A 13,353-nucleotide genomic window follows, 5' to 3' on the forward strand; every position below is an offset into this window, starting at 1 on the left:
TTTTTCCGGGGCGCCGGAACTTAACCCATGAAAAGTCACTCAGAGTTACTGAATGGGTGGTGAAGCCCTTCAATGCTCCTATGTTGTGTTAAGTGTTGGCAGATATCTGGACCCCGCCCTAGCGGTCCGGAACTTGGACCCCGAACTTCCCCTCCCCATACGAAGTCCGGGGTTTTTTTTGCCCGCAGAAAAGTTATTCGGCCAGTTCTGCGCCCTTGTCCGCCAGTTCCATCCAGCCTGCCAGCACGGTATAGGCATCTTCCAGGCCCATGCGCTTGGGTGCCGAGAACAGCTGGATGGTGATGGCATCACCCCAACCTTTACGGATTTGTGCCTGCACTTTGAGCAAGGTGCCCTTGGCGGCGCCGTAGGTCAGCTTGTCGGCCTTGGTCAGCAGGATGTGCATTGGCATGCCGCTGGCGACTGCCCAATCGAGCATCAGCAGGTCGAAATCGGTCATTGGATGACGGATATCCATCATCAGGATCAGCCCTTTCAAACTCTCGCGGCCACCCAGATACGCTTCCAGGTGACGCTGCCAGTGCAGCTTCAATGGGATAGGTACTTTTGCGTAACCGTAGCCCGGCAGGTCGACCAGACGCCGATCATCGTCTAGCTTGAAGAAGTTGAGCAGTTGCGTGCGGCCTGGGGTTTTCGAGGTGCGAGCCAGGCTGGCATGGGTCAGGGTGTTGAGCGCGCTGGACTTGCCGGCGTTGGAGCGCCCGGCGAAGGCCACTTCAAAGCCTTCGTCGTCGGGGCATTGGTCGACTTTGGCGGCGCTGAGCATGAACGTGGACTGTTGGCACAGACCGAGGATGGGGTTCTTGAGTTGCATGGGATTTCCGATGTGGGCGGTGCCGGGAATGGGTGCGGCAAGTAGTGTCGTTCCCGTTTCAGTAGCGCCAGTATATAATGCCGCAGATTTTGTGTGTGCTTTGTCCCAGCGAAGGATGAAGTTCACGGGAGCGATAGACCTTTATTGCGCATTAGAACGCAAAACGCTTCCAAACCCTGAAAAGGTCGACGTATGACCAAGTGGCTGCTAGCTGTCGGTGTCCTGATACCACTTTACAGTGCGCAGGCTACACAGGATCCGGAAGCTGTGTACAACCGCGTTTGCGCGGCTTGCCATGCCGGGCAGTTGCCAACGGCCCCCAAGCGGGGTGACCAGGCAGCCTGGGCGCCGAGACTGGCGCAAGGCATGGATACGCTGGTGCAGCACGTGACCCAGGGTTTCAAGGCGATGCCGCCGCGTGGTTTGTGCATGGAATGCCGTGCCGAGGATTACCAGGCCATCATCCTTTTGATGAGCGAGTAGACCCGGTTCATAACTCTATAACCTTTAGCCGTAATTGGATTAGCTGATGAACAAATTGATCGTGAGTCTGCTGTTGACCTTGGGCATCACTGGTGTTGCCCATGGTGCAGGTGACGCTACTGCTGGCCAGACAAAGGCCGCTGTATGTGGCGCCTGCCATGGACCGGACGGCAACAGCCCGGCACCCAACTTTCCAAAACTGGCGGGCCAGGGCGAGAAATACCTGACCAAGCAGATGCACGACATCAAGGACGGCAAGCGAACGGTCCTGGAAATGACCGGCATGCTGACCAATCTCAACGATCAGGACCTGGCGGATATCGCGGCGTATTTCGCCAGCCAGGCAGGCAGCGTGGGGGCGGCGGATCCAAAACTGGTCGAGCGTGGTGAAAAGCTGTTCCGTGGCGGCGACCTCGACAAAGGCCTGCCGGCCTGTACCGGCTGCCACTCCCCGGATGGCTCGGGTAACGCCGCAGCAGGTTTCCCGCACCTGGGCGGCCAGCACGCCCAGTACATTGCCAAGCAACTGACCGATTTCCGCAAGGAAGAAGCCGGTCGCGCCAACGATGGCGACGCCATGACCATGCGCACCATCGCGCGCAAATTGAGCGATGAAGACATTGCAGCGGTGGCCAGCTATATCCAGGGCCTGCACAAGTAAGGCGCGCAAGGCCGGGCGTACACCAGTGGTAACGTTAACGCTCGATTAATCCGTCGATGCAAGCATAAAAAGGGTGGCGCGGGCCGCCCTTTTTTGTGGCCGCTACCGTTACACTAACGAACTCATGCCCGTGCAGGCCTGTCATAAAAAAGGTCGCGCGAGGCGACTTTATTTGTCCAGGAGTAAAGCATGCGTAAATTGATCCTCAGCGCCGCTCTCGTCACTGCCAGCCTGTTCGGCATGACCGCCCAAGCCGCCGATGTGCCACTTGAAGCGGGCAAGACCTATGTTGAACTGGCCAATCCTGTACCGGTTTCCGTGCCGGGCAAGATCGAAGTCGTAGAGCTGTTCTGGTATGGCTGCCCGCATTGCTACTCTTTTGAACCGACCATCAACCCTTGGGCCGAAAAGCTGCCTTCGGACGTGAACTTCAAGCGCATCCCGGCCATGTTCGGCGGCCCTTGGGATGCCCACGGCCAGATGTTCCTGACCCTGGAAGCCATGGGTGTGGAGCATAAGGTCCACAATGCCGTGTTCGAAGCTATCCAGAAGGATCGCAAGCCGCTGACCAAGCCTGATCAAATGGCTGACTTCCTCGCCACCCAAGGCGTGGACAAGGACAAGTTCCTCGCAACCTTCAACTCCTTCGCCATCCAGGGCCAGATCAAGCAGGCCAAGGAGCTGGCACAGAAATACGGCGTGCAAGGCGTTCCAACCCTGATCGTCAACGGCAAGTACCGCTTTGACCTCGGCTCCACCGGCGGCCCTGAAGCGACCCTGAACGTTGCCGACCAGCTGATCGCCAAAGAGCGCGCAGCCAAGTAAGGGGCCCGCCATGCGCCGCTGGGGTACAGAACGAGTGGTTGGCCTGCATGATCCGCAGGTCAACGAGCATCATCTCGCGTCCACCGGCCTGCCGGCGGACAGCCGGCTGCGCTTGCTGAGCTTCAATATCCAGGTCGGCATCAGTACCGAAAAGTACCGGCACTACCTGACCCGTGGCTGGCAGCATCTGTTGCCCCACAATGGCCGGGCCGGCAATCTGCAGAAGATTGGCGACCTGCTGGGAGACTTCGACCTGGTGGCCCTGCAGGAGGCCGATGGTGGCAGCCTGCGTTCGGGCTACGTCAACCAGGTCGAGCACCTGGCCCAGCTCGGCGCGTTTCCCTACTGGTATCAACAACTCAATCGCAACCTCGGCAAACTCGGCCAACACAGTAATGGTGTACTCAGCCGCCTTAAGCCCTGGGCGATCGAAGACCATCCACTGCCAGGTCCGAAAGGGCGCGGGGCGATTCTCGTGCGGTTTGGCGAGGGGCCCGAGGCGCTGGTGGTCGTCATGATGCACCTGGCGCTGGGCGCGCGTACCCGCACCATGCAGTTGGCCTACATCCGTGAGCTGATTGGCGATTACAAACACCAGGTGCTGATGGGGGACATGAACACCCACGCCAGTGACCTGTTGGAGAATTCCCCGTTGCGCGACCTCGGGCTGCTGGCGCCCCAGGTCGAAGCCACTTTCCCCAGCTGGCGCCCGCAACGCTGTCTTGATCACATCCTGTTAAGCCCGACCCTGACGCTGGAAAGCGTGCAGGTGCTGGCGCAACCCATTTCCGATCACCTGCCGGTCGCGGTAGAGATTCGTCTGCCGGGTTCGCTCACGGTTGATGCATTACCCGCGTTGAGCCCCGGCCCTCGCGGACCCCTTGCATGAGCGACGACGCCCAGCGCTGGAAAGAAAAATACCTGTTAAGCATCGAGCAACAAGAAAAGCTCGAACGCCGTTGGGCCGCGCGCCTCGACTTGCTGCGCCGTGGCCTGGTGCGCAGCACCCTGGCAGCCGAGGGCACGGACCGGGCCGTCGACCAGTGCATGAAAGAGATGCGCGATGTGGTGCGCAGCGATGACATGGACGCCGCACTCGCCGCCCTGCTGCCGCGCCTGGAAAAGGCCGTGCTGGATTCCGAGCAACGCCGTGAAACGCGGGTTGATCAGATCAGCACAGCTATGACCTCCCTGGTCACGCAATTGCAGGCGCTGCCCTTGCCCCGGGAAGTCAGTCGCCCGCTCAAGAGTTTTGCCAAGCAGTTGGACAGCCGCGTCGGCCAGGCGCGGGAAATCCCTCTGCTGCTCAGTGAATTGAGCGGCCTTCAAGGGCAGGCCCTGAGCAACCTCGAGTCGGATGACGAACCGGCTCGCCCGGGTTTGTTGCAACGTCTGTTCGGGGGCAAGGAGGCGGGTACCGAGGTTGCGCCGGTTGAGCCCGCTGCCACGGCCTCCCGGCAAAGCCCTGCTGCTCAGGCAAGCCCGGCCGCACCGGCGGTTGAGGATGCGCCCGAGCTGGCCCAGGCCCTGCGGGCTTTTGCGCCACAAGCCCAGGCCCCGCAGCCGCAGGTCACTGAGAGCGCACCTGCGCCGGTGCCTGTTGCGCCCCGGGTCGAAGTGGATGAGCTTGTGGCACCGCAGCCGCAGCCGCAGCCGCAGGTTGCCCGTATAACGCCGGTCGAAATGCCTGCTGCCGTGGTCCAGGCCCCGGAATCTGTCCAGTCTGCCGACGTGAGCGTTGTGCCGCAGCGTGAAAGTACGGTCGCAGCGCCGCAGCTCCTGCCAGAGGCGCCGCAGCCGACGGCAATCGGCAGCCTGTCATTGCCGCCGGTGCTGGATGACGAATCGGCTGAAATCGATCCCGAGGCGTTGTACGCCCTGCCCGACTCGCCCGAGCCTTCCTACAGCTCAGTCGCCAAGCACATCGAAGACACCCTGCTCGGCCTGCTGGGCGACCTCGACCTGCCCGAGCATCACCGGCCCCAGGCCGAAGCCATGCGCGAGCGCCTGGCCCACGGGCTCAATTGGTACGAGTTGCTGCCGATCCTTGATGACCTGGCGGTATTGATGCTGGCCATCACTGATAGCGGCCAGCATGAGTTCGAAGCCTACCTCAAGCGCCTCAACGAGCGACTGGAAGCCTTCCAGGCTAACTTGCAGGCGGCCAGCGACGGGCATGCCGACAGCCGCAGCGCTGCGCGCGAGATGGATACGCAGATCCGTGAACAGATGGACGGCTTGCAAAGCAGCGTCCAGGAAGCGGCCGACATCGATGACCTCAAGCAAGTGCTGGAAAGCCATCTTGAGGGGCTGTTGGGGGCCATGGACGAGCATCAAAAGCAGCGCGACCAGCGTGAACATGAAGTCGCCGCACGGTTGCAGGGGCTGGCGGAGCGGGTAGCAAGCATGGAGCAGGAGGCCCAGGGCTATCGTGAGCACCTTGAGGTCCAGCGCCAGAAAGCCCTGATCGATCCGCTCACCGGCTTGCCCAACCGTGCCGCCTGGAGCGAGCGCCTGGAGTCCGAGGTCAACATCTGGCATCAGCAGGGCAACAGCCTGTCGCTGGCGATGCTGGACCTCGATCACTTCAAGCGCATCAATGACAGCTACGGCCACCTGGCGGGCGACAAGGTGCTGAAGATCATCGCCAATGTGTTGGGCAAACGCCTGCGGCCGACGGACTTCATCGCGCGGTTTGGCGGTGAGGAGTTTGTTTTGCTGATGCCGGATTCGGCGCTGGGCGATGCGCTGCAACTCGGTGAGCGCCTGCGGGCAGCCATCGAGGCGTGCCCGTTTCACTTCAAGGGCGAGCGCGTGACCATCACCATGTCCATCGGCATGGCGCAGTTCCAGCCCGGCGAGCGCAGCGACCTCACACTCAAGCGCGCAGACGAAGCCTTGTATCGGGCCAAGGCGGCGGGGCGCAATCAGGTACAGGCGGGCTGAAAAGTTGTTCCATTTTGTATAGCGGGCCGCTGACCGGCAAACGGTACGTTACACTGTTGCATTATCGTCTTTAGCGTACCGCCTGTTGCCATGAAATTTCTCGTTGCTGCTCTTCTATCCCTCACACTCGCCGGCTGTGCGAGTGGCCCACGCCTGGATACCAGCCACCCGTCGGTGAACTTCGATAATCGTATCCAGTTCGTCGTCCTGCACTACACCGCTACCAACCTGCAAGGCTCGCTGGCGCTATTGACCAAAGGCCAAGTCAGCAGCCACTACCTGATTGGCGATGATGCCCGTGCAACCATCTATAAGCTGGTGGACGAAGACAAGCGCTCCTGGCACGCCGGGGAAAGTGAGTGGATGGGCCGTACCTGGCTCAATTCCAGCTCCATTGGCATCGAGATCGTCAATCCTGGCTACCGCGACACACCCACCGGGCGCGTCTGGTATCCGTACTCCGAAGCGCAGGTCCAGTCCCTGGTGACCTTGCTCAAGGACATCAGCCAGCGCAATCGGATCAACCCTAAGTTCATTATCGGCCACAGTGATATCGCTCCCGGGCGCAAACTCGATCCGGGCCCGTTGTTCCCGTGGAAGCGCCTGGCGGATCAAGGCCTGGGGATCTGGCCCGAGGCCCAGGCGGTCGCGCGGTATCAGGCCGAGTACGCCGGGCAGTTGCCGAGCATTACCTGGTTCCAGGAAGAGTTGGCACGCGTGGGCTATTCCACGCCGCAGACCGGCGAGCTGGATGTGGCGACGCGGCGGGTGCTGGCTGCGTTCCAGATGCGCTTTAGGCCGGCGTTGTTCGACGGTACGCCGGATGCGCAAAGTGCAGCGATCCTGCGGGTATTGAATCACCGCTGAGGTCTTTGATTCAGGCTAGTAAAGGGCTGCGAGCAATACCTGTGGGGACTCGACAGCCCCGACCTTTGATCTTGCACCCCTTGAGTGGTCACCGTGTGTAGTTACAGCGGCAACGCCATATAGAACTGCGTGCCCTGCCCCGGCCGGGAATAGACCCCCATGCGGCCACCGTGCAACTGCACGATCTCCTTGCATAGCGCCAGCCCCAGGCCGGCGCCGCCTTTCTTGCGGCCTACCTGGACAAATGGCTCGAAAATCCTGCCCTGCTGGCCGTAGGCGATGCCTTCGCCATTGTCCTCGACGCTGATGATCAGCCGTTCGCCATGGCGCCGCGCCTGCAGGCGAATCTGCCCGCCCTCGCTGGTGTGGCGCAGGGCATTGCCGAGCAGATTGTCCAGGACCCGCTCCAATTGCGCCTGGTCGGCATGCAACCTGGGCAGTTGCGCCTGCGCCTCTACCAGCAGGTCGATGTGTTGCGCATTCGCCAGCTCGGCAAAACGTGCGCGGGCATGTTCAAGCAGATCGTTGATGTCGCACGGCGCCAGGGTGAGTTTTTGCAGGCCGTTCTGGTAGCGGGAAAAGTTGAGCAGGTCGTTGATCAGTTGCATCAAGCGCTGCATTTCTTCGTTGACCGTGTTCAGCAGGTCGGCTTCGCGGGATTCAGGAGGGAATTTCGCCCGCTCCTGGAACAGGCCGAATGCCATGTGCATGCCGGTGACCGGCGTACGCAGTTCATGTGAGGCACGCAGCACGAATTCGCTACGCACGCGCTCGAAGGCGCGCTGCTCGGTAACGTCATGCAACACCATCACCGCGCCGAGAATATGCCCCTGGTGGTGGCTGACCGGCGTCATGCTGTAGGTCAGCAGGCGCGATTCGCCTTCGACTTCCACTTCCAGGTCGTCGGGTGCGCGCTCCAGGTTGCCGCCGCGCAGCACCAGGTGCAGTTGCTCATCCAGTTCGGGGCGTTGCAGCGCGTCGCCCAGGCCCTGCCCCAGGCGGCTCTCGTCCCAGCCCAGTTGGCGCTGGGCGACCGGGTTGAGGTGTTCCAGGTGCCCTTGGCGGTCGATCATCAGCAAGCCGTCGTCGATGCTGTCGAGCACCGCCTGCAAGCGTTGCTGGCCGGCGAGCAATTCGTCGACATTGGTCGCCTGATGCTGGCGCAGCGCTTCGGCCATGATGCCAAAGCGCCGGGTCAGTTGGTTCATTTCCGCCGCCGAAGAAATCGGCAGGGTGACATCAAAGTTGCCTTGGCCGATTTTGTCGGCTGCCTTGGCCAGGGCTTCGATCGGCCCGCCAAAGCGCCGAGCGATGCCGTGGGCGGTGATGAAGCCGATGATCAGCACCGCCAGGCCCACCAGCCCGAGCAGGCCGGCGATCCACAGGGCGCGTTCGCGAGACTGGCTTTCGGTGGCATTGATGTTTTCCAGCGCTCTTTTGTGTTCGCTGATCAGCCCATTGCGCAAGACGTTGAAGCTGGTGGTGAGTTGTTCGTTATTGCGCAGGGGCGGAGGCCTATTTTCATTTTCTTCGAACGCTTCGAGGAATGTCAGGTAATCGGCCTTGGCCTGAGAGAAACCTCCCACCCTGGCGACACTCATTTCGTGGGCGATGCCCTCGTCCAGCAGCTTGAAATACTGTTGCTTGGACGTGTTCAGCGCGACCGGGTCCGGAGTGTCGTTGAGCATCAAAATCAGCTGGTCACCCAGGGTCTGGCGCAGCTTGAGCCCCAGGTCCAGGGTAATGAAGTTGCTGCGGATCAGGGCTTCCTGGGTCTTGGCCATTTGCATGACGCTCACCAGCCCCAGCAGCAACCCGAGCAGCGCCACGGTGATCAGCGCAGAAATGCTCAGGAACAGCCGCGTGCGCAGTTTCATCGCCAGCTTCATAAGGTGCAGCTCACAGGTTGTATTGCTTGCGTTTGCGATACAGGGTCGACGCATCGATGCCCAGGGTCTTGGCCGCCTGGTCCAGGGTGTCGCTGGTGGCCAGGACGGCGCCGATATGGGCCTTTTCCAGTTCATCCAGGCTCAACGCCGCGCCGATACGCGGCGAGTTGTTGGTCGGTTGCTCGGCCATCCCCAGATGGCTGATTTCGACTTTCTCCTGGGCGCAGATGATGCTCGCGCGTTCCACGACGTTGCGTAGCTCACGGATATTGCCCGGCCAACGGTAGTTGAGCAGCGCTTCCCGGGCGTCATCGCTGAAGCCGCGAGCCGGTCGTGCGTACTCTTTGACGAAGCGCGCGAGGAAGCGGTCGGCAAGGGCCAGGATATCTTCGCTGCGTTCGCGCAGGGGCGGCAGGTGCAAGGTGATGACATTCAGGCGATACAACAAGTCCTCGCGAAAGCGTCCGTCGCGCACCATGTCTTCCAGGTTCAGGTTGGTCGCCGCCAGGATGCGCACATCGGCGCGCCGGGTGACAGGGTCACCGACCCGTTCATATTCCTTGTCCTGGATAAAACGCAGCAACTTGGGTTGCAGTGTCAGGGGAAAATCGCCGATCTCGTCAAGAAACAGCGTGCCACCATCCGCTTGGTTGACTCGGCCCAAGGTGCTTTCGCTGGCGCCGGTAAAGGCCCCGCGGCTGTGGCCGAACAGTTCGCTTTCCATCAGTTCGGCGGTCAGGGACGGGCAGTTGATGGTGACGCAGGATTTTTTCGCCCTTTTGCTCCAGCCGTGAATCGCCCGGGCCAACTCACCTTTACCTGTGCCGGATTCGCCGAGGATCAGGATATTGGCATCGGTGCCGGCCACTTGGCGGGCGGTCTCCAGCACTACCATCATCGCCGGGCTATGGGAGTCGAGGCCATCCTTGGGTTGGCGCACCTCGCCTTCCAGCGCTTCCAGGCGCGCCGACAGCTGGCGCACTTCCAGTTGCTTGGCGGTGGCCAGGCGCAGTTGGTCGGGGCTGCATGGTTTGACCAGGTAATCGGCCGCGCCTGCCTGGATCGCATCCACTGCCGTATCGACGGCCGAATGAGCGGTGACGATCACCACACGCATCCACGGTGCCTGGATGCGCATCTGCGCCAGCACGTCCAGGCCATTGTCTTCGCCCAGGCGCAGGTCCAGGAAACACAGGTCGAACACCTGGCGTTGCAACAGGGCATCGGCCTGGGCCGCGCTGTTGGCGGTGGCTACGGTATAGCCTTCATCTTCCAGGCAGTAGCGGAAGGTGCGCAGGATTGCTGACTCGTCGTCCACTAAAAGAATGCGGCCTTGAAGTTCCTTGGCGGATTCCATCTGTCCCGCGCTCCTTAAAATAAGAATGATTGATCTTGGTTAGTCCCGGAATAATCGGGCAAGTTGCATGGTTTATTCTGATTGATTCAAAGCCCTATCGCGCAGCTATCTGAGACCATTCCTACTTATATGCCTGGGCAGCGGGTTTTTAACCCTTGTTGACCCTTCGGCAGTCCTACAGCCTCTCTGATCCCTTGATCCGACCATTGGCCATCGTGCATTTCGCACGGTGAGGATAGGCGCATCGTGCAGGATGCTGCTGACAAGAAACGCACCTATCTTTTAAGTGGCTGATTTTATTGGCTTTTATTTGGATTAAAAACTGGCATGCACTCTGCAATACCTCCTCTACAAGCGTGATCAACGAACAAAACAACATGCGGGAGAGATTCAGGATGACTCGCCAAAGCCTCAAGCCATTGCGTGTATCGCCACTGCGCCTTCAACAGGGGCTGTTTGCCAGCCTCGCCTTGATGGTGACCTTGATCGGTGGCCAGCAATTGCAACATTGGCAGCAGAGCCAGCAGTCCGCCCCGCAGTTCGAGCGCGCACCGATGACACAGACCCATTTCCGTTCCGTTGGCAGCACCAGCGCTGACGTGACAGCCCCACGCATGATGGCGGTTGAACAGGACATTGCCCTGTACGACGAACCCGTCCAGGAACGCTGGGTGTTCTAGGCACGAACCTGCCGCCCCGTTGGGTGCGACAGGATGGCTACACAGCAGTCACTTCTATAGACGCAAAAGGAGAATCACCATGTTGAGTTGGGCAATCACATTCCTGATCATTGCCATTGTGGCTGCAGTCCTGGGCTTCGGTGGTATCGCGGGCACCGCTACGGGTATCGCCAAGATTCTCTTTGTCGTCTTCCTGGTGATGTTCATCGCTTCCTTCTTCTTTGGCCGTCGCGGTCGAGGTTGAACATGGCCAACTTGTCTTTCAAAACCCTGGCTGCCGCCCTGCTGTTGGGCGGCAGTGGCTTGGCCATGGCCGCCAATGACGGCCAGGCGCGGGCCAATGAACTGCTCAATGCCGACCCGCAGTATCGGGAAACCTGGCAGGGCGTGGTCAAGAAGGAAGAGCGCCTGCCGGAATGGGTGATCAATCTGTCGGGCACCTCTGAGCAGATGAATGCCGTCACGGAGGACGGTGATGGGTATCTGGTAGGGCCGCTGTGTGAAACGGCTGACACCTGCCTGAATAAACGCCTGATCGTTGCCTTCAGCCTTGATAAGGAAGATGCCTACGCGATGCTGGTCGAAGTCCCAGCCGGGCTTCCGGCGGACAAGTCGCCAACTAGGCATGCGGACTATCGCTTCATCGGCAAGCCTGATGAAGGCATGCAGAAGTTGCTCATGGAGCAACTGAAGAAAGATCCGAATTGGTACTAGGCCCGTCTGCGGGCCTTACCCACATGGAAACCGGCCAACTGCCTGTTTCCGTTTGCACCTGCCTGGCGGCGGTGCATGACCAGGGGGCCGGGTTGCTCTGATCAAAGTGGATCGGCGTGACCTACGGGTACAGGGAGTGCCTGCGCAAGGGCCGGGTCAGGAGAAAAGCTGCGACGCAGGTCCGCAGGCAGTTATGGCCTGACGGACTTGCGACGGGCTTGCTCAGCATCCCGTGGCACTTATGCTGTACTTAGCTGCAAATTTCCTTTCTGCATCATCACAACCGTTTCACGGTGTTGCTACGTGACCATCTATCGAGAAAGTTTGTCTACGGCCAGACCTGTTTCTTGACGGTATGCGTAGGAAATTTCAAGAGTTTTTCCCTCCCCGCAAAAAAACCGAAAATCCCTGGGCAAGCCTGAAATGACCGGTTCACGGCAGGTATGCCTGACAAAATGTCGCATTCGAACTGACCAAACAGACAGATTTATTTGCAAAAACCCATGCCGATTCGGCATAGGGTAGGCGTTTACGGCATTAGACTCTGCCCCCGCGCATCGGAATAGTTGCGCCTTTTTTCGCTTGCCAGTAAGCCATATCGGCCATCTGCGGTGACCTTCTACGGAGGTTGATGCTCACACTTTTTCGCTCCCGGGCGTTCCAGCTGGCGCATCTGCCTGAGTCCACTTGAAACAAGGGTAATGACATGAAGAAGGCAAAACTAAGCCTCGCCTGGCAGATCCTCATCGGTCTGGTGCTAGGGATTGCAATCGGTGCTGTACTCAACCACTTCAGTGCCGAAAAAGCCTGGTGGATCAGCAACGTGTTGCAACCGGCGGGCGATATCTTTATCCGCCTGATCAAGATGATCGTGATCCCGATCGTGATTTCGTCGCTGATTGTCGGAATCGCCGGTGTGGGGGATGCGAAAAAACTCGGTCGGATCGGCGTGAAGACCATCGTTTACTTCGAAGTGGTCACTACCATTGCGATTGTGGTCGGTCTGCTGTTGGCCAACCTGTTCCACCCCGGTGCCGGGATCGACATGAGTACCCTGGGTACCGTGGATATCTCCAAGTACCAGGCGACCGCCGCCGAGGTGCAGCATGAACATGCGTTCATCGAGACCATCCTCAACCTGATCCCATCGAACATCTTTGCCGCCGTGGCCCGTGGCGAGATGCTGCCGATCATCTTCTTCTCCGTGTTGTTCGGCCTGGGCTTGTCGAGCCTCAAGCCAGACCTGCGCGAACCCCTGGTCACCATGTTCCAGGGCGTGTCCGAGAGCATGTTCAAAGTCACCCACATGATCATGAAATACGCCCCTATCGGTGTATTCGCCCTGATCGCCGTGACCGTGGCCAACTTCGGCTTCGCCTCGCTGCTGCCATTGGCCAAGCTGGTAATCCTGGTCTACGTTGCCATCCTGTTCTTCGCCTTTGTGATTCTTGGCCTGATCGCCCGCCTGTTTGGCTTCTCGGTGATCAAGTTGATGCGCATCTTCAAGGATGAGCTGGTACTGGCCTACTCCACCGCCAGCTCCGAGACCGTGCTGCCGCGCGTGATCGAGAAGATGGAAGCCTACGGTGCGCCGAAAGCCATTTGCAGCTTCGTGGTGCCGACCGGTTACTCGTTCAACCTCGACGGTTCGACCCTGTACCAGAGCATCGCGGCGATCTTCATTGCCCAGCTGTATGGCATCGACCTGTCGGTTGGCCAGCAACTGATGCTGGTACTCACCCTGATGGTCACCTCCAAAGGTATCGCCGGCGTGCCGGGCGTGTCCTTCGTGGTGCTGCTGGCCACCCTGGGCAGCGTGGGTATCCCATTGGAAGGCCTGGCGTTCATCGCCGGTGTCGACCGCATCATGGACATGGCGCGTACCGCCCTGAACGTGATCGGCAACGCCCTGGCCGTGCTGGTCATCGCGCGTTGGGAAGGCATGTACGACGATGCCAAGGGCGAGCGCTACTGGAACTCCCTGCCACACTGGCGGACCAAGACCGCGCTGCCGGCTGGCGAGACCAGCCAGGGCTGATCCCTGCTTGATACGCACAAACCCCGGTAAATCCGGGGTTTGTCGTTTCTGTCAGCCC

13 protein-coding genes are annotated in these 13,353 nt (G+C 60.1%); 10 read left to right on the plus strand and 3 right to left on the minus strand.

Translation table 11 applies throughout. From position 1 onward, the window contains the following. Positions 1–193 precede the first annotated feature (193 nt). On the minus strand, positions 194–835 hold the full coding sequence (gene yihA / locus HBO05_RS20585; RefSeq protein WP_076963373.1) for a ribosome biogenesis GTP-binding protein YihA/YsxC: 642 nt from the start codon (positions 833–835) through the stop codon (positions 194–196). Between the two features lie 192 nt (positions 836–1,027). Between yihA and HBO05_RS20590 the strand changes: the two genes are divergently transcribed. The 6 genes from HBO05_RS20590 (at position 1,028) to HBO05_RS20615 (ending at position 6,617) form a co-directional block, all read left to right on the plus strand. After that, the gene (locus tag HBO05_RS20590; RefSeq protein WP_169954120.1) at positions 1,028–1,318 is read left to right on the plus strand and encodes a c-type cytochrome; all 291 of its coding nucleotides are present in this window, start codon (positions 1,028–1,030) and stop codon (positions 1,316–1,318) included. 46 nt (positions 1,319–1,364) lie between these two features. Then, positions 1,365–1,979, plus strand: a complete 615-nt coding sequence (locus HBO05_RS20595) for a cytochrome c4 (RefSeq protein ID WP_172313879.1) — start codon at positions 1,365–1,367, stop codon at positions 1,977–1,979. A gap of 189 nt (positions 1,980–2,168) precedes the next feature. Continuing rightward, the gene (gene dsbA / locus HBO05_RS20600) at positions 2,169–2,804 is read left to right on the plus strand and encodes a thiol:disulfide interchange protein DsbA (protein ID WP_170041976.1); all 636 of its coding nucleotides are present in this window, start codon (positions 2,169–2,171) and stop codon (positions 2,802–2,804) included. A 10-nt stretch (positions 2,805–2,814) separates the two neighbouring features. Further along, the gene (locus HBO05_RS20605; RefSeq protein ID WP_169954123.1) at positions 2,815–3,693 is read left to right on the plus strand and encodes an endonuclease/exonuclease/phosphatase family protein; all 879 of its coding nucleotides are present in this window, start codon (positions 2,815–2,817) and stop codon (positions 3,691–3,693) included. Next, positions 3,690–5,750, plus strand: coding sequence for a diguanylate cyclase (locus tag HBO05_RS20610; RefSeq protein WP_172313881.1), 2,061 nt, complete (start codon positions 3,690–3,692; stop codon positions 5,748–5,750). Before HBO05_RS20605 ends, HBO05_RS20610 begins: the two co-directional genes overlap by 4 nt. Positions 5,751–5,840: 90 nt before the next feature. Continuing rightward, entirely contained in the window at positions 5,841–6,617 is a 777-nt protein-coding gene (locus tag HBO05_RS20615; RefSeq protein WP_170041973.1) for an N-acetylmuramoyl-L-alanine amidase, read from the plus strand. A gap of 101 nt (positions 6,618–6,718) precedes the next feature. Here HBO05_RS20615 and HBO05_RS20620 read toward each other — a convergent pair whose 3' ends face one another. Both HBO05_RS20620 and algB read right to left on the minus strand, forming a co-directional pair. After that, complete coding sequence (locus HBO05_RS20620; RefSeq protein ID WP_170041972.1) at positions 6,719–8,506, minus strand: KinB sensor domain-containing domain; 1,788 nt, start codon at positions 8,504–8,506, stop codon at positions 6,719–6,721. A 10-nt stretch (positions 8,507–8,516) separates the two neighbouring features. Further along, entirely contained in the window at positions 8,517–9,863 is a 1,347-nt protein-coding gene (gene algB / locus HBO05_RS20625) for a sigma-54-dependent response regulator transcription factor AlgB (RefSeq protein WP_169954127.1), read from the minus strand. A gap of 395 nt (positions 9,864–10,258) precedes the next feature. Here algB and HBO05_RS20630 point away from each other — a divergent pair, with 395 nt between their 5' ends. The 4 genes from HBO05_RS20630 to gltP all read left to right on the plus strand — a co-directional run bounded on the left by HBO05_RS20630 (position 10,259) and on the right by gltP (position 13,295). After that, positions 10,259–10,543, plus strand: coding sequence for a hypothetical protein (locus HBO05_RS20630; protein ID WP_169954128.1), 285 nt, complete (start codon positions 10,259–10,261; stop codon positions 10,541–10,543). Positions 10,544–10,622: 79 nt separating this feature from the next. Further along, a complete protein-coding gene (locus HBO05_RS20635) occupies positions 10,623–10,787 on the plus strand; it encodes a DUF1328 domain-containing protein (RefSeq protein ID WP_003170804.1) in 165 nt (54 codons plus the stop codon). 2 nt (positions 10,788–10,789) lie between these two features. Continuing rightward, entirely contained in the window at positions 10,790–11,257 is a 468-nt protein-coding gene (locus HBO05_RS20640) for an inhibitor of vertebrate lysozyme family protein (protein ID WP_169954129.1), read from the plus strand. 706 nt (positions 11,258–11,963) lie between these two features. Next, on the plus strand, positions 11,964–13,295 hold the full coding sequence (gene gltP, locus HBO05_RS20645; RefSeq protein ID WP_057444842.1) for a glutamate/aspartate:proton symporter GltP: 1,332 nt from the start codon (positions 11,964–11,966) through the stop codon (positions 13,293–13,295). Positions 13,296–13,353: the final 58 nt, after the last annotated feature.

The organism is Pseudomonas sp. WS 5079, assembly GCF_012985465.1.
GTDB lineage: Bacteria > Pseudomonadota > Gammaproteobacteria > Pseudomonadales > Pseudomonadaceae > Aquipseudomonas.